General features: G+C 60.9%; 14 protein-coding genes and 1 pseudogene. 2 read left to right on the top strand and 13 right to left on the bottom strand.

From position 1 onward, the window contains the following. Positions 1–28: 28 nt before the first annotated feature. The 8 genes and pseudogenes from SNL23_RS01775 to SNL23_RS01740 form a co-directional block, all read right to left on the bottom strand. Complete coding sequence (locus SNL23_RS01775) at positions 29–1,366, bottom strand: TolC family outer membrane protein (protein WP_318301438.1); 1,338 nt, start codon at positions 1,364–1,366, stop codon at positions 29–31. A gap of 2 nt (positions 1,367–1,368) precedes the next feature. After that, positions 1,369–2,703: an HlyD family type I secretion periplasmic adaptor subunit gene (locus tag SNL23_RS01770; protein WP_318301437.1), complete on the bottom strand. Its 1,335-nt coding sequence runs from the start codon at positions 2,701–2,703 to the stop codon at positions 1,369–1,371. A gap of 24 nt (positions 2,704–2,727) precedes the next feature. Beyond that, positions 2,728–2,820 (bottom strand): annotated as a pseudogene (locus tag SNL23_RS01765) (outer membrane lipoprotein carrier protein LolA); the annotation flags it as partial. Further along, positions 2,801–4,525, bottom strand: a complete 1,725-nt coding sequence (locus tag SNL23_RS01760; protein ID WP_167664267.1) for a type I secretion system permease/ATPase — start codon at positions 4,523–4,525, stop codon at positions 2,801–2,803. The pseudogene SNL23_RS01765 and the gene SNL23_RS01760, both read right to left, overlap by 20 nt. A 104-nt stretch (positions 4,526–4,629) precedes the next feature. Then, entirely contained in the window at positions 4,630–4,998 is a 369-nt protein-coding gene (locus SNL23_RS01755) for a protease inhibitor Inh/omp19 family protein (protein ID WP_318301436.1), read from the bottom strand. A gap of 74 nt (positions 4,999–5,072) precedes the next feature. Next, complete coding sequence (locus SNL23_RS01750; RefSeq protein WP_318301435.1) at positions 5,073–6,521, bottom strand: serralysin family metalloprotease; 1,449 nt, start codon at positions 6,519–6,521, stop codon at positions 5,073–5,075. 364 nt (positions 6,522–6,885) lie between these two features. Next, positions 6,886–7,986: a DmpA family aminopeptidase gene (locus tag SNL23_RS01745; protein WP_167664264.1), complete on the bottom strand. Its 1,101-nt coding sequence runs from the start codon at positions 7,984–7,986 to the stop codon at positions 6,886–6,888. Between the two features lie 9 nt (positions 7,987–7,995). Next, positions 7,996–9,360: an APC family permease gene (locus tag SNL23_RS01740; protein ID WP_017479714.1), complete on the bottom strand. Its 1,365-nt coding sequence runs from the start codon at positions 9,358–9,360 to the stop codon at positions 7,996–7,998. A gap of 197 nt (positions 9,361–9,557) precedes the next feature. On the opposite strand from SNL23_RS01740, the gene SNL23_RS01735 reads away from it, so the two are divergent. Beyond that, a complete protein-coding gene (locus SNL23_RS01735; RefSeq protein WP_412104135.1) occupies positions 9,558–10,352 on the top strand; it encodes a helix-turn-helix transcriptional regulator in 795 nt (264 codons plus the stop codon). Between the two features lie 149 nt (positions 10,353–10,501). On the opposite strand, the gene SNL23_RS01730 is transcribed toward SNL23_RS01735, so the two are convergent. The 5 genes from SNL23_RS01730 to SNL23_RS01710 all read right to left on the bottom strand — a co-directional run bounded on the left by SNL23_RS01730 (position 10,502) and on the right by SNL23_RS01710 (position 14,831). After that, positions 10,502–10,960 (bottom strand): REP-associated tyrosine transposase, encoded by a 459-nt coding sequence (locus SNL23_RS01730; protein ID WP_076013518.1) that lies wholly within the window; start codon positions 10,958–10,960, stop codon positions 10,502–10,504. 90 nt (positions 10,961–11,050) lie between these two features. Continuing rightward, the gene (locus tag SNL23_RS01725) at positions 11,051–12,130 is read right to left on the bottom strand and encodes a polyamine ABC transporter substrate-binding protein (protein WP_017479712.1); all 1,080 of its coding nucleotides are present in this window, start codon (positions 12,128–12,130) and stop codon (positions 11,051–11,053) included. A 60-nt stretch (positions 12,131–12,190) separates the two neighbouring features. Then, complete coding sequence (locus tag SNL23_RS01720; RefSeq protein ID WP_076013519.1) at positions 12,191–12,532, bottom strand: cupin domain-containing protein; 342 nt, start codon at positions 12,530–12,532, stop codon at positions 12,191–12,193. Between the two features lie 27 nt (positions 12,533–12,559). Continuing rightward, positions 12,560–13,966, bottom strand: coding sequence for an NAD(P)/FAD-dependent oxidoreductase (locus SNL23_RS01715; protein ID WP_318301434.1), 1,407 nt, complete (start codon positions 13,964–13,966; stop codon positions 12,560–12,562). A gap of 49 nt (positions 13,967–14,015) precedes the next feature. Continuing rightward, positions 14,016–14,831, bottom strand: a complete 816-nt coding sequence (locus SNL23_RS01710) for a helix-turn-helix transcriptional regulator (RefSeq protein ID WP_076013521.1) — start codon at positions 14,829–14,831, stop codon at positions 14,016–14,018. A 260-nt stretch (positions 14,832–15,091) separates the two neighbouring features. On the opposite strand from SNL23_RS01710, the gene SNL23_RS01705 reads away from it, so the two are divergent. Then, a complete protein-coding gene (locus tag SNL23_RS01705; RefSeq protein WP_076013522.1) occupies positions 15,092–15,364 on the top strand; it encodes a DUF1652 domain-containing protein in 273 nt (90 codons plus the stop codon). Positions 15,365–15,448 lie beyond the last annotated feature (84 nt).

Genomic DNA, 15,448 nt, shown 5'->3' with positions numbered 1-15,448 from the left:
CACCACAGCAAGCTCCTTAGCCCCACCATCAGCGGCTCATAGGGCCAAATGCCTCATCCACCTTGGCCAGGTCGGTGTCGCGCAAGTTGCCCGCGTAGTAATGCAATTTGGTCCAGGCCATCAGGTAGTCATACCGCGCCTGGGCCAGGTCGCGACGGGTGCTGAACAGCTGCTGCTCGGCGTTCAGCGCATCGAGGTTGACCCGCTCGCCGCCGAGGATGCTTTGCTTGGTGGAGACCACCAGCGCTTCGGCCGAGGTCAGCGCCTTTTGGTAGGCGCGCAGCTTGCTCACCCCCGACAGGCAAGCGCTGAACTGGCGCCGCAGTTCGATCAGGGTTTCGCGGGTCTTGCCTTCCAGTTCGTACTCGGCCTGCTCCATGGCCCGGCTGGCCTGGCGGGTGGACGCCGAGACGCCGCCACCGGCATACAACGGCATGCTGACTTCGATGCCGATGGTGTTGGTGTCGTAGCGCTGGTTGTAGGTGTTGCCGCTGTCGGACTCCTGCTGGCGCGAGCTGGCATAGGCCGTGACCCGTGGCAGGTGCCCGGAACGGTTGCGCTCCACTTCATAACGCGCCACTTCCACGGACTGGCGCTGCGAGGCCAGGTTGGGGTTGTTGGTCAGCGCGAGTTCGTGCCAGGTGTCGTAGTTGGCTGGGGTCAGGGTGAAGGCGGCAAATCCCGGGTTCAGCGGCGCCAGGTCATTGATGTTGACGCTCTGCACACCGATCAATGCGCCAAGCTCTCGCAGCGACGCGTCTTGCTCATCCAGCGCCTGGATTTCCTCGGCGGTAGCCAGCTCATAGCGCGATTCCGCTTCCAGAATGTCGGTGCGGGTGCCTTCGCCCTGCTGGAACAGATGCTGGTTCTGCTGGAACTGCTGCTCGTAGGCCTTTTTCTTCGCACGGGCAATGTCGATCTGGTCCTGGGCAAACAACGCCTGGGTGTAATAGGTCAGCACCCGCACCAGCAGCGCCTGGCTCTTGTCGCGAAAACTCTCGTCGGCAAACAGCGCCTGAGCCACGCCCTTGCGGTAGTTGGCATAGGCTTCGTAGTCGAACAGCGGCTGTTGCAGGGTGAAGGTGGAGCCGTAGCTGTTGTAGTTGCGGTCATCGTGATAATTACCGCCGCGCCCGTCGGGCAAGGTGGCCTGGGAGTTGTTGCGGCCCTTGTTGTAGTTGTACGACAGTTTGGGCAGCAGGCCGGCGCGGCCGATGGTGCGGTTCTCCAGGCCGGCGTCACGTTCCTTGATGGCGCCGAGGAATACCGGGTCGTTGCGCAGAGCCTGTTCGTAAACATCGAACGGGCCCATGGCGGCCTGGGCGCTGCTGCAGGCGAGTAACAAGGCGATGAACATCAGCTTCATGCTCATTCCTCGGTCAACGCCGAGCCGGCGCGGTCCAGCAGCGGCTTGAACAGGTAATTGAGCAAGGAGCGCTCGCCGGTACGGATGAACATCTCGGCGGGCATCCCCGGCTTGATCACTAGGCCATGGAGTTTTTCCAGGGCGTTGCTGCTGACGACGGTGCGCAACACGTAGTACGGCATGCCGGTTTTTTCGTCGAGCATCTGGTCGGCGGAGATCAGGCTCACCTCCCCCGGCACCCGCGGCGTGCGGCTCTGGTTGAAGGCGGTGAAGAGGATGTCCACCGGCAAGTGGGCGCCGACCTTGTCCACCAGATGCACCGGCAAGCGCCCTTCCACTTCCAGGCGGGTGTCCTGGGGCACGATTTCCAACAGGGTTTCACCGGCACGCACCACAGCGCCTTCGGTGTGCACGCCCAGGTTGACCGCGATGCCATCGGCAGGCGCATTGATTTCGCTGTGCTGCAGGTCGAAACCAGCGGAAGTCAGTTGCTGCTCCAGGGTCAGGCTGCGCAGTTGCGCATCGGCCAATTGGCTGCGGACTTCCTTCTGATATTCCTCGCTGTGCTGCTGCAACTTGAGGCGCGATTCGAGGATGCCCTGCTCCACCCGCCCGCTTTCGCCGGTGTTCTGCGCCAGGTCCTGTTGCACCTGGGACAGTTGGCGCTGGTACTCCATCAGCCGGTTGCGCGGGATGTAGCCGTTGTCGGCCAGGGGTTGCAGGTTGTTCAGTTGGTCACGCAGGGATTGCGCCTGGGCGGTCAGGTCGCTGCGGGCGCGGCGCATGCCGTTGAGCTGTGCGGTGGCGCCTTCGATATTCGTGCGAATCCCGGCCTGTTCCCGGGCAAAGGCTTCGCGGCGGCTGCTGAACAGTTGGCGCTGGCCTTCAAGGACCAATGCCAGGGCTTGATCGGGGTTGGTGCTCAGCTCGGCCGGAAAGGTGATGGTCGACTGGTTATCACGCTCGCTCTGCCACCGCGCCACGCTGGCCCAGGCCATGCGGTATTGGGCTTGCAGGGAGTGTACGTCGGCCTGGTTCTGCGTCTGGTCGAGGCGGAACAGCGGCTGGCCCTGCTTCACCGCCTCGCCTTCACGCACCAGGATCCGGCTGACCACGCCGGGGCTGAGGGTTTGTACCGCCTTGCGCTTGCCCGACACCACCACCGTGCCTTGCACCGGAATCCCCTGGTCCAGCGGTGCCAGGCTGGCCCACAGGAAAAACCCACCGGCGCCGACCACTGTCAGCAGCCAGCCCATGCGCGCAAAGAAGCGCGCGTCGTGTTCGGGGTGAGTCTGTTCGTAATCGCGGTTGATTTGAATGCTGCTGTCGCTGCTCATGCGCCTGATCCTTGCGGCTTGTTAAAAAACTGTAGGAGCGAGCTTGCTCGCGAAAAACCTGAGACCGCCGCGTTCATTCAGGATGCCCGCGTCATCGTTAACGACCTTCGCGAGCAAGCTCGCTCCTACAGTTGGGCTGTTCTCGCTGGCCGGACAGTGCCCGCAGCACGTCCTGGCTCGGACCAAATGCCTGCAACCGGCCTTCGTTCAGCACCAGCAGTTTGTCGGCCTGGGCCAGCGCGGAGGAACGGTGAGTCACCAGCACCACCGTGCTGCCCTGGGCTTTCATCTGCATGATCGCGCTGGCCAGGGCGGCTTCACCCACGGTGTCGAGGTTGGAGTTGGGCTCATCGAGTACGATCAGGCGAGGCCCGCCGTACAGCGCGCGGGCCAGGGCGACCCGTTGTTTCTGGCCACCGGACAGGCCGCTGCCTTCGTCACCGAGCACGGTGTCGTAGCCGTGGGGCAAGCGCAGGATCAATTCGTGCACGCCCGCTTGTTGGGCGGCCTGCACCACGAGTTGGGGATCGGCTTCGCGAAAGCGTGCGATGTTGTCGGCGATGCTGCCGCTGAACAGTTCGATGTCTTGGGGCAGGTAGCCAATATGCGGGCCGAGGTCGTCGCGGTCCCAGCGATGGATGTCGGCACCATCCAGTCGCACGGTGCCCGCCAGGGTAGGCCACACGCCCACCAATACACGGGCCAGGGTCGATTTGCCGGAGCCGGAAGCACCCAGCACACCCAAGACTTCACCGGCGGCAAGATTGAAGGTCACCTGATGCAAGGTGGGCACACGCCGCCCCGGCGGGCCTGCGCTGACCTGCTCGAAACTCACATTGCCCTTGGGCGCCGGCAAGGCCATCTGCTCGCCCTGGGGCGGAAATTCACGCATCAGGCCGTCCAGGCGCTGATAGGCCAGCTTGGCCGAACTCCATTGCTTCCACACGGCGATCAACTGGTCGATGGGGCTCAACACCCGGCCCATCAGGATCGAACCGGCGATCATCATGCCCGCCGTCATGTCGCCCTTGATCACCAGCAACGCCCCCAGGCCGAGCACCAACGATTGCAGGCACAGGCGCAGGGATTTACTCAGGGAACTGATGATCGAGCCGGTATCGCTGGCCTTGTTCTGCAAGCCCAGAAACTGCGAATGCACCTTGAACCAGCGCTTGCGCAATGCGCCGAGCATGCCCATGGCCTGGATGGTTTCGGCGTTGTGCAGGTGGCTGGTGGCCAACTGGGTGGATTGCTGGGAAAACCCGCTGGCTTCACCCAGGGGCTTTTTGGTCAGGTATTCGTTGAGGCACGCCAGCGCAATCAGCAGTACCGCCCCGGCACTGGCCAAGACACCCAGCCAGACGTTGAACAGGAAAATCACAAACAGGTAGATCGGAAACCACGGCGCATCGAAAAACGCGAACAGCGCCGGCCCGGTGATGAATTGGCGGATGTGGGTCAGATCCCCCAGGGATTGCCCGCCATGGCCTTCGCCCCGTTGCAGGTTGCGCTCGAAGGCGGCCTTGTACACCCGCAGGTTGAAGCGGCGCTCCAACTGGCTGCCGATGCGAATCACGATAAAGCTGCGGATCACCTCAAGCACGCCGATAAATGCGAAGAACCCCACCACCATCAGCGTCAACATCACCAGGGTGGTTTCGTTCTGTGAAGACAGCACGCGGTCGTAGACTTGCAACATATAAATCGACGGCACCAGCATCAATACGTTAATCAATGCCGTGAAGCAGCCAATACTGATCAGAATACTTTTGTAGTCGCCGAGTGCCTTGAACAGTGGTGCAACGGGAGTGGTCTTCGCCATGTTGCCTGATCTTCCCTGAGCCGAATGACGCGCAATAGTTTGCCAGGCGCCCCATTAAGAGGCGGGCAAACATTAAAATCGGGTTATATCGTTATAACGAACTATTAGGGTGCACGTTGTAATATCAATACCGCGCCAGATTTTACGCGGCCTTCATATTCGCCTTCTTTCTGGCGATTCAAATGGGTAATGCCGGTGCCTTCGGCATTCATCAACCAAATACCGTCGGGAGTTGGCGTCCAACTAACGGGGGCTTCACCCAGCCATTGTCCCGCGCACCCCACATCGCCCCCCAGGGCGTTGGCTTGCTCAATCAGATCCAGCGCACATACCTGCTCTTGCTGGTGCAGCGTCCAATGCCCGGCCAACTGCGCGGACGTGGGTAAAACCAGACTGCTTGCCATTGCTGTGGCTCCTGCCGACATAAGCAACGCCTGGAGACACCAGGCAACTGTACTGCGAAATAGCGTCATCACCTTCGCCCGTTCAAGGGGTGGATGCAAGGGCAGAGGGCGGCGCGTGTGCGCCACCCTCCTTTACACCTGAATCAAGCCACGATGTCGCTGACCGCTGCCTGGCCCACGGTGGTGACGAGGAAATCCGCCACGCCGTGACCGGAGAAGTCCACTGCCAATGTGCCCAGGTTGGTACCCGAAGCGTAGGACAGCACCGCGTCGCCGGCGTGACCGGTAAACGCGTTGACGAAGGTCAGGCCTGCACCTTTGGTAATGCCGGTGAGGTCGATCTTGTCCGAACCCGAGGTGAAGTCAAAGATCTTGTCGGCCGCACCTGGCTTGGAGTCCGAGCTGGCGCCGAACACGAAGGTGTCGTTGCCTGAACCGCCCCACAGCTGGTCTGCACCGCCGCCGCCGAAGAGGATGTCGTTGCCGGCACCGCCTTTGAGGACGTTGGCCGCAGCGTTACCGATCAACAGGTCGTTGCCCGAACCGCCGATGGCGTTCTCTACGGTCACGCCCTTGGCGATGGAAACGTTACCCACCAGGCCGCCAACGTCGGAGAACGAGGTCTCATTGAGGTTGATCTTCTGGTTCTGGGTAAAGCCGGAGAAGTCCAGGGTGTCGTTACCGCCACCGTCCCACACCGAGAACACCAACTTGTCAGCCGATGAAGTGGCGCTGAGGAAATCACGCCCGGTGTTGGAGTTGAAGCCGTAGGTGGTGTCGCCGGCGCGGGTGTTGTAGTTGGCGCCGTAGAGCTTCTGGATCGCGGCGATGTCGTCGATCAGCGGGCCGGAGGAGTAAGCCTCTACCCCGCCTTTGCTGAAGTTCTGGTTGGTGTTGCTCTCGCTCCAGTAACTCATGACGCTGTAGCCACGCGTGTCCTGTCCATAGTCCGCGTCTTTGTACGAAGGGTTGCCGGTCCCGGCGTTGTAGTCGCCAGGGTGGTCCAGGCCCAGGGTGTGGCCGATTTCGTGGGTCAGGGTCTGCCGGCCATAGTTGTTCAGGTCCGGCGTCTTGTTCGGCGTATAGCTGTTGTTGGTCAGGTACCAGGAAGTGCCGTCAAGCCCGCTTTCGTTGTACTTGGCGTTGGTGCCTGGCAGGTAGGCAAAGGCCGCTGCGCCGTCCTGGCCGCCGCTGTAGTTGCCGAAGGTCATGTGGAAGTCACCGCCCGAGGCTTTCTCGGTGAAGGTGACATTGGCCACATCAGCCCAGGATTGCATGGCCAGTACGGCCTGTGCTTTCTGCTGGGTGTTGAACTGGCTGAACCCGGTGATCCCATGCTTGTTCATGGTCGCGTTGGAAGCCGAGGTCAGGAAGGTGTAGGTAAGATCGATCTTGCCGTTGCCGTCCACGTCGCGGTAAGCGGCGTTCTCACGCAGCAGGTGGTCGGCGGCCTGGTCAACGGTGAACGAAGGTATGCCATTGACCGTGAGGTTGCCGCCGCGGTCGTATTGATGGCTAAAGCTATCGATTTGCGTATAAGCGGTACTTGCTTGAGCCGCCGACACAATAGCTTTGTCTTTTACTTTTGACATAAACGTACTTCCTTGTTTGCAAGTGGAACAGTTTTTGTCCGACCGGACTCACTTTGGCGAGTAAGTCCGATCACTCGCCCCTTTTGAAGGCGAAAGAAAACTGACACAACCTGAAATCATTCGTCCAGCGGTTTTTATCCAAGGAGAAAGTTGGGTCGACGAACAAAACCTGCAAACATTGGCCAATAGCACCTTATAAAAATCCAGCTATTTAAATATTAAATACTCCTAAAGACATTTAATGAGGAATGGATCCAAAGTATTGCTTGAGGTGCACTAAGAAAGTGTCACCGTGTCATTGTTAGTGTTGAATGGCCACTACTTAAGTGCTTGTCCCGTATTACCGGGACAAGACTTAGTTTATTTATTGCGCGCGCCAGCCTGTTTGACGCATTGCTTGCAGGAGTGTTTGCGAGTCCAGCCCCGGCACTCGCGCACCGTCGTCGGTGAGCATATCTTCCCCGGCCACTATCGCATTAATGATCGCTTCCTCGACCGCCTCCGCCGCCGCGCTGAACAAGGGCGAAATATGGTCGTTATTGACCATGTGCAGCGACGTGCTAAGGGGCAAGCCCTTGCGCCCGTAGTCGGCCACCGGCAAATCCTGATTGCCGGTGGCGAACGCCAGGAACAGGTCCCCGCTGGAGTCCTCGGTACCGCCGCCCGTGCGCGCAATGCCGATGGACGCCCGTTGGGCCAGGCGCTGGCACTGATGGGGCAACAATGGCGCATCGGTGGCGATGATCACCACGATGGAGCCCATGCCGGGCGTACCGCGATCGGCAAACGGTGACGGGATTTCCATCAGTTGCCGACCTACGGGGTAGCCGTCCACCCGCAATTCCTGGCGCTTGCCATGGTTGGCCTGCACCAGCACACCGACGGTCCAGCCACCCTGCTCCGCCGACAAACGCCGCGAGGCCGTGCCAATCCCGCCCTTGAACTCATGGCAGATCATTCCGGTGCCGCCGCCCACGGCGCCCTCCGCCACCGGGCCGGATTCGGCGTTGGCCAACGCCTCGCGCACATGCTCCGGGCCCACGTGCTGGCCCCAGATGTCGTTGAGTAACCCGTCGTAGGTCTCCATCACCACCGGCATGCACCAGTACACCGCCGGGTCTGCCAGGCTTTCGCGCTCCAGGGCGATCAGGGTGTCGCGTACCACGCCGATGCTGTGGGTGTTGGTGATCGCCAGTGGCGTGGTCAGCAGGCCCGATTCGCTGATCCATTCAAGCCCCGTGGCGTCGCCATTGCCGTTGAGTACGTGGTAGCCGGCAAAACACGGCTGATACCGCGCGGCACCGGCCCGGGGCTGGATCGCCGTGACGCCGGTCCGTACCTGTTTGCCATTGATGCGGGTCTTGATCGTGCTGTGGCCGACCCGAACCCCTGGAACGTCGGTGATGGCATTCAACTCACCGGGCGTGCCCAGCCCCAACGTGATGCCCAATTGACGTGCGCGCATAACCACTCCTTACAATTTCTGAAACGCCGGACTCAACCGGCCACTGATGCAATACAGGATCACCGACAGTGCCAACAGGCCGATGATAATCATGATGTCCCGAACCGAAGCGGCCATCGCCAGGGTTACCAACAGGTAGCCGGCCCCGAGTACCGCCAGCAATGCCGGCACTGGCCACAACGGCATGCGATACGGATGCTCGCGGTCACGCAGCAACACCCGGCTCATCAACGCGCTCAACGCCACGATCAGGTACACCAGCATGATCAGCAGCACGCTGAAGGACGTCAGGTCCGCCAGGTTCGAGCTGAAGCTGAGCAACGCCGAAGGGATTGCCAGGAACAGCGTAGCCAACCACGGTGAATCCCAGCGCGGATGAATCCGGGTGAAGAGTTTATTGATGGTCGGCGTCCACAGTGCATCGCGGCCGCTGCTGAACACCACCCGACCGATCTGAATCACGATGGCGACAATCGCATTGAACACCGACAGGAAAATCCCGGCGCTCACCAACCGTGACAGGGTTTCATTGCCGTGGCTGGTCAGCAGGTAGCCGATCGGGTCGGGGCTGCTGATCATCGCGCTGAGGGATGGCGCACCGATCAACAACGCGGTGATCGGCACCAGTTCGATAACCACCACCAGGCCCAGGGACCACAACACCGCCTTGTGCACGCCCTTGCCGCCGCACTTCATGTCTTCCGCCAGCAACACTGCAGGGCCATAGCCATTGAAGGAGAACAAGCCAATGCCCACTGCGCCGATCACCAGCGCCCAGGGCGCCAGGTGCAGCACGCCGTTTTCGACGATTTGCGGTTGCAGCAGCACGCTGACCGGCTGCACCGGGTTGCCGAAGCCGATAAACACGATCACCAGCAACGCCGCCACTTCCAACAGCAGGCAGGTGCCGGTGATCCAGGCATTCAGCTTGATATTCAGAATGCCCAGGGCGTAGCTGCACACCACGATGACCAGGGCCACGGTTTGCGAGTCGAATTTTGTGCCGAGGGCGTTATTCAGGTAAGTCGCCGCCCCGGTGGCCAGCACCGGCGGGATAAACAGCAACATCACCAATACCGTGAGGAACGTCGCATAACCGGCCATGCCGCCGAACACCCGCTTGGCGTACACGTACTCACCGCCAGCACTGTTGTGGGCGCGGCCGAGTTCGGCGTAGCAAAAGGCGAACATCAGCGCGAGCAACGCGGCCATCACAAAGGCCAGGAACACCCCGCTGCCGGCCTGCTGGATGGCAAAGGGCGCAATCACGAACACTGAACTGGCTGGGGTCACCGCCGAGACGGTGATGGCCACCACGTCGAACACACTCAAGGTGGGTTTCAGCACGCCGTCGGGCGTGGAAGGAGCACTCATATCGTTATCCTCTTGATTGTTCTTGGTTTGAGGCAGAAACGAAAAGGTGGAGCGGCGCGGGGTATGTTCCCCGCTGACTGACGGCAAACTTAAACGCTGCGGGTAAGGCGGCCAATTCCCCTATTGGAGTACTCCCCTTGACGGCAACCGGCAAAAGTCGAACCCTTGCGGCCTGAATCCTTTGCGTGGAGCTGCACATGAGCCTGTTCAGTGAAGTCGGCATGCACGCAGGCCTGGGCCGCACCGTCGCACAAATCGGCACCGGGCGTTTCTGGAAACAACTGGTGCTGTTGTTGCACCAATGCGTGCCCTTCGACAATGCCCTGGCGATCTTCTACCCCGCCGACGGCCCGCCCCAGGCGCTGGAGGAGTACGACGCGCAACCGAGTAGCAAGCCAGCGTCGATGCTGGTTTACCTCAATGGCTTGTACTTGCTGGACCCGTTTTTCCAGGCGTGCCGAGAAGGCTATGCCAGTGGCGTGTACCGCCTTGAAGAAGTGGCGCCGGATCATTTTCGCCAGAGTGAGTACTTCCTCAATTACTTCCACGACAACGTGCTGGAAGACGAGGTGCAGTTCATCCTGCAATTACCGGGCGCGGGCACGTTGTCGCTGTCGTTGGGGATGCAGCGGTTGTTTACCGGCGAGGAAACGGGGTTGATGACCACGCTGGCGGCCTGGGTGTTGCCGTTGATGCAGCAGCATTGGCAGCAGAGCACACAGCGGGTGGCCGCGCCTGCCGAGATGGCCAGCCAGATCCGGGATGCGCTGAGTCATTTTGGCTGTGGGGTGTTGTCGGAGCGGGAGTTGGAAATTGCGCGGTTGGTGTTGCGTGGGTTTTCGTCAAAAGCCATGGCCGAACGGCTGAATATCTCGCCGGATACGGTCAAGGTTCATCGTCGGCACCTGTATGCCAAGCTGGATATCTCGTCGCAACCGGAGTTGTTTTCGTTGTTTATCCAGTCGTTGGGGCATGACTTGGAGAATCCTTAATTCCGCGGTGTGGCTACGCAGCCTCGCTGGGGCTCGACAGCTGCTACGGAGGTGAGATCGCGGCGTAGCCACCAAACATCCCAAAGCGAATCACGCCCCCACCTCACGGCGTAGCAGCTGTCGAGCCCCAGCGAGGCTGCGTGAGGCCCTCAAAGCCACCAAACATCCCAAAGCGGATAATCATGCACGCGCCTCACCAACCCCGCGCGAATCGGATTACACACCACGTAACGGGCGAAATCCTTCAAATCCTCCTCACGCCGAACACCCCTATCGTGATACCCCTTCTGCCAAAGCCGGCCCCTGCGCCCAAGCGTACGATTGACCGTCAAACTGCTGCGGGATTTTATCCGGCACATCAACTCGGCCAACGACTTGTCACGCAGTTGAACCAGCCAGTGAAGATGATCCGGCATCACCACAAACGCGAGTGAGTTCGCCCATTGATCTTCATGGGCCTGCCGAAATTCCCTTACGAGCAACCGCCCGAGCCGCCAATCACTGAAGATCGGCAAACGCCGGTCGACCACAGCGGTCAACAGGTACACCCCGCCAACCTCTGAGGCCCTTCCAATCCGCAATCGTCCAGACTTGTTTGATACAGGCATTCCTTGCCTCCAAATCAACATTAGGAGGCGAGGAATTTAGAAGGAGCAGGGCCTGAAAGCAGTCATTGATGAGCCACCAAATATTACCCATCAACGCCCGGTACGAATGGTGTTCCACACCCGCGTACGAATCCGGTCGATGTTCAGCGGCATCGCTTCCAGGGCAAACAACTTGCCCATCATTTCCGGGCTTGGGTACACCTTGGTGTCGCTCTTGATCGCCGGGTCCACCAGACTATCGGCCGCAGAGTTGCCGTTGGCGTAGTGCACGTAGTTGGTGATGCTGGCCATGACTTCCGGGCGCAGCAGGTAGTTCATGAACGCATAGCCGGCTTTTTCATCCGGGGCGTCAGCGGGCATGGCGACCATGTCGAACCAGATGGCGGCGCCTTCCTTGGGAATGTTGTAGCCGATGTTCACGCCGTTCTTGGCTTCCTTGGCGCGGCTTTCGGCCTGGAGGATGTCGCCGGAGAAGCCGACGGCTACGCAGATGTCGCCGTTGGCCAGGTCGGCGGTGTATTTCGATGAGTGGAAGTACGCCACGTACGGCCGCACTTTCATCAGCAGGTCCTCGGCCTTTTTGTAGTCTTCCGCCTTCTTGCTGTGGTGCGGCAGGCCCAGGTAGTTGAGCGCCGCTGGCAGCAGTTCCGGGCCGTTGTCGAGGATCGCCACGCCGCACTTCTGCAGTTTCTGCATGTTCTCGGGCTTGAAGATCAGGTCCCATGAGTCCACCGGGGCGTTGTCGCCGAGTACCGCCTTGACCTTGTCGATGTTGTAGCCGATGCCAGTGCTGCCCCACAGGTACGGGAAACCGTGGGCGTTGCCCGGGTCGTTGTTTTCCAAAGCCTTGAGCAGCACCGGGTTGAGGTTCTTCCAGTTGGGCAACTGGCTCTTGTCGAGCTTCTTCAGCGCCCCGCCCTGGATCTGCCGGGCCATGAAGTGGTTGGAGGGGAACACCACGTCGTAGCCGGATTTGCCGGTCATCAACTTGCCGTCGAGGGTTTCGTTGCTGTCGTACACGTCGTAGGTGAAGCCGATCCCGGTTTCTTTCTGGAAGTTCTTGGTGGTGTCGGGGGCGATATAGTCCGACCAGTTGTAGATCTTCACCGTCTCGGCGGCTTGGCTGAGGGTGGCGACAAATACCAGCGGCAACAGGGCAATGGGTCTCATGGTTCGATTTCCTGGCGGTTTTAGGGCTGTTTTTATGGCAGGCGATCAAAGATCAAAGAATCAGAGGATCAGTACATAGGTCTTGCGCACGGTTTCCTGGATATCCCAGATACCCGTGCTGTTGGCCGGCAACATCAGTGCGTCGCCGGCTTCTATGTGGAGCATTTCTCCGTTGTCGGGGGTGAAGGTGCAGCGTCCCTGGATAAAGTGGCAAAACTCCTGGGCTTTGATCTGCCGGCGCCAGCGCCCGGGCGTGCATTCCCAGATGCCGGTTTCGACGCCGTCGCTACGCTCCACGCTCAAGGTCGAGGCCACCGCTACCGGTGTGCCCAGTGGCGCGGCAACGGGGGAAGAGTCCGGTAAATGGGCGCTGAGTGTGTCTTTGAACTGGGTAATGCTCATGTTCATACCTGTGGTGATGGAAACGACTTAGTGCATGAAACCTTCCATAAACCCGGCAACCCCGCTGGCCAGCTTGCGGCGCCACGGCGCGGTGTTGGGGTTGGCCAACACCTGGTCTTCATGGACAAAGCTGCGAATGATCGCGTTGTAGCCCAGCCAGCGGCAGGGTTCCGGTTCCCAGGCCTTGAGCCCGTCCAACCGGCCCGGCTGAATGACCCATGGCTGCGTGACCAGCGGCGTGTCGAGCCCCAGGATCAAGTCGGCCAATGTACGCCCGCCCAGGTTGCTGGCCCCTACTCCCTCGCCGCCATAACCACCGGCCAGGGCGATGCCCGCCGCGTGATCGCACAGCATGTGCGGCTTGAAGCGCCGGGACATGCCGAGGTTGCCGCCCCAGGCGTGGGTGATCCGGACTTTCTTGAGTTGCGGGAACAGTTCACCGAACAGGTAGCGACGCAGTTCGACTTCGCTGTGGGTGAGGTCGAAGTTGTGCCGCAGCTTGCCGGCAAACTGATAACCACCACGGGCGCCGAACACCAGGCGATTGTCCGCCGAGCGCTGGCCGTAGGTGACCTGTCGACTGCTTTCGCCGAATGCCTGGCCACGGTTCAGGCCGATTTCGTCCCAGGTGCTGGCGGGCAACGGTTCGGTGGCGACAATCAGGCTTTGTACCGGCAACTGATAGCGGCCCAAAGGCGCCAAGGTGGTGGCATACCCTTCCACCGCCGGCACCACCCATGACGCGCGTACTGAAGCTTTAGCCGTGCGCAGGCTGCCGGACTGCCAATGGGTGACGGGGCTGTTTTCATAGATCGTGACGCCCATCTGCTCCACCACCCGCGCCAGGCCACGCACCAGCTTGGCCGGGTGAATCGTGGCAACGTGGGGGGCATAGATACCGCCATAGGGCTTGGCGATGCGGATGTGTTCGGCGAGTTGCTGCGGGCCGAGCCAACGGTAGTCGTCGTCGGTCAGGCCCTGAGCGTGGAGTTTGGCCAGGTAGGCCCGCAGGCTGGTTTCCTGCTCGGGATAACGCGCGGCGCAGTACAGCACGCCGCCCTTGCGGTAGTCACAGTCGATGCCTTCGCGCTCGATCACCTGGGCCACTTCATCGGGAATGGCGTGCAGCAGGTCGAACGAGGCCCGGCGCTGCTCCGGGGACAAGCCGGCCAGCAGCCGGTCTTCCCCCAGCAGGTTACCCATCAGCCAGCCGCCGTTACGGCCCGAGGCGCCGAACCCGGCGGTTTGCGCCTCGATGATGGCGATTTTCAGCTCGGGCGCCTGGCGCTTCAGGTAATACGCAGTCCACAGCCCGGTGTAGCCGGCGCCGATAATGGCCACGTTGACGTCCAGGTCGTGCTCCAGGGACGCACGCGCCACCAGCGGCTCGTCCAGCTGGTCCATCCATAAACTGATATTGCGCCATGCAGGCATGCCAAGCTCCACCACCACACTTCGATGGCCGTGATCCTAGAGCCTGGCCTCAGGGGCTGTCTTGCGCGCGTGCACGCAGGGAAATTTGTTTGACGTAGGCCTTGGGCGACTGGCCGGTGTGCTGGCGGAAGCAGCTGTAGAAGGCCGACGTCGAATTGAAGCCCGCGGCAAACGCCAGTTCGTCGATGCGGATCGGCGGCGTGGCCTTGTCCAGTGCGGCCAGCAAATGCTGGAGCCGCGCCTGGTTGACGTAGCGGTAAAAGCTTTGGCCCAGCACCTGGTTCAGCAGGTAGGAGATCTGGTTGCGGCTGTACCCGCACTCCTTCGCCACCCGTTGCAGATCCAGTTCGGGGTCCAGATAGGGTTGCTGGCGCTCGAAGTACTGCTGCAGGTCCTTGGCCATGTAACTCAGTTGCTGGGGCGACAGGCCCAGGCGGCTGACGGTTGGGCGCGTGGTCTCGCTGCGGCTGGCAGATTGCTCGTGCACCAGCGAGGCGTATTCGTTGACCCGCCAGATCAGGCCGTCACGCACGGTGATGGCTTCGCTGGTGCGAAACGACACCAGGCCCTGGCCGCCGCGCAAGGTAATGCGGTACTGGATGAACGCGGTGTCGCCGTCGGCGCGGATGCGGTCGGTGTGCTCGATGGCCTCGTCGGCGCCACGGGGCATGCTGGCTTGCAGATACTCGCGCAGATCGTCTGCGCCTACTACGCGGTTCTGGAAGAAATCGTGGTACTGGATGTCCGGGTGGTAGTACGACATCACGCCGTCCAGGTCCCGGTGTTTCCAGCATAGATGGTGACGCAGCACCAAGTCTCCGGTGGCCTGGGTTTGCTGGGAATCATCCGGGATGAAGTCGGGCATGGAGCGCTCTAAGGCTGGGGCAGCCTGCGAGCTTGCCCAACTTTCCGGGTGGGTTCAATGGCCATTTGACAGTTATGCCTAATGGCCTTTCGCCCATTTCCACGTAGTACATGACCTACGTCAAACTTCCTGAAAACAACCGCCGAACGGAGCGAAAAAACTCCCATGCAGGATGCGAACGAATGCTATTTTTAAAGCTCACGACGGCCAGGACCAGTGACGGTCATGGCGCCCCTGCAGCGAGCTAAAGGAAGTGCTCAATGAACAAGGTGGGCAAGATGAACAAAGTGACATTCCCCAACGCCTGCCAGCTGATGCGCTGGCATTTTCATCCACTGGGCTTTGAGGCGAGCATGGATGCTCCCGGCAGCATGATCGCCCGCCTGTTCGACCGCGCCAGCGGAGAAACCCTGATTGCGATTGCCGGCATCCCTTGTGCCACGGTGATGAATGCCGCTGATGTGGAGCGGATCATCGAGGCCGTAGAGGATGAGCTGGAGTCGTTTGTGCCGCCGCTGTCGCTGCGGGCTTGATCTGGTGTGCCGAGGGAGCTTGCTCCCGCTGGGCTGCGTAGCAGCCCCAAAATCCTAGGAGCGCTGTGCACTCCAGCTCCCTCG

Source organism: Pseudomonas sp. SED1 (genome assembly GCF_034044025.1).
Taxonomy (GTDB): domain Bacteria; phylum Pseudomonadota; class Gammaproteobacteria; order Pseudomonadales; family Pseudomonadaceae; genus Aquipseudomonas.
The sequence above is the reverse complement of the archived record's forward strand: the minus strand, read 5'-3'. Positions and strand labels throughout refer to the sequence as shown.

Bases quoted from the DNA above. Each gene is read 5' to 3' on its own strand.
- SNL23_RS01740 (WP_017479714.1), bottom strand. From the start codon at position 9,360: ATGAGTGCTCCTTCCACGCCCGACGGCGTGCTGAAACCCACCTTGAGT.
- SNL23_RS01755 (WP_318301436.1), bottom strand. From the start codon at position 4,998: ATGACGCTATTTCGCAGTACAGTTGCCTGGTGTCTCCAGGCGTTGCTT.
- SNL23_RS01775 (WP_318301438.1), bottom strand. From the start codon at position 1,366: ATGAAGCTGATGTTCATCGCCTTGTTACTCGCCTGCAGCAGCGCCCAG.
- SNL23_RS01770 (WP_318301437.1), bottom strand. From the start codon at position 2,703: ATGAGCAGCGACAGCAGCATTCAAATCAACCGCGATTACGAACAGACT.
- SNL23_RS01715 (WP_318301434.1), bottom strand. From the start codon at position 13,966: ATGCCTGCATGGCGCAATATCAGTTTATGGATGGACCAGCTGGACGAG.
- SNL23_RS01710 (WP_076013521.1), bottom strand. From the start codon at position 14,831: ATGCCCGACTTCATCCCGGATGATTCCCAGCAAACCCAGGCCACCGGA.
- SNL23_RS01760 (WP_167664267.1), bottom strand. From the start codon at position 4,525: ATGGCGAAGACCACTCCCGTTGCACCACTGTTCAAGGCACTCGGCGAC.
- SNL23_RS01705 (WP_076013522.1), top strand. From the start codon at position 15,092: ATGAACAAGGTGGGCAAGATGAACAAAGTGACATTCCCCAACGCCTGC.
- SNL23_RS01750 (WP_318301435.1), bottom strand. From the start codon at position 6,521: ATGTCAAAAGTAAAAGACAAAGCTATTGTGTCGGCGGCTCAAGCAAGT.
- SNL23_RS01725 (WP_017479712.1), bottom strand. From the start codon at position 12,130: ATGAGACCCATTGCCCTGTTGCCGCTGGTATTTGTCGCCACCCTCAGC.
- SNL23_RS01730 (WP_076013518.1), bottom strand. From the start codon at position 10,960: ATGCCTGTATCAAACAAGTCTGGACGATTGCGGATTGGAAGGGCCTCA.
- SNL23_RS01745 (WP_167664264.1), bottom strand. From the start codon at position 7,986: ATGCGCGCACGTCAATTGGGCATCACGTTGGGGCTGGGCACGCCCGGT.
- SNL23_RS01720 (WP_076013519.1), bottom strand. From the start codon at position 12,532: ATGAGCATTACCCAGTTCAAAGACACACTCAGCGCCCATTTACCGGAC.
- SNL23_RS01735 (WP_412104135.1), top strand. From the start codon at position 9,558: ATGAGCCTGTTCAGTGAAGTCGGCATGCACGCAGGCCTGGGCCGCACC.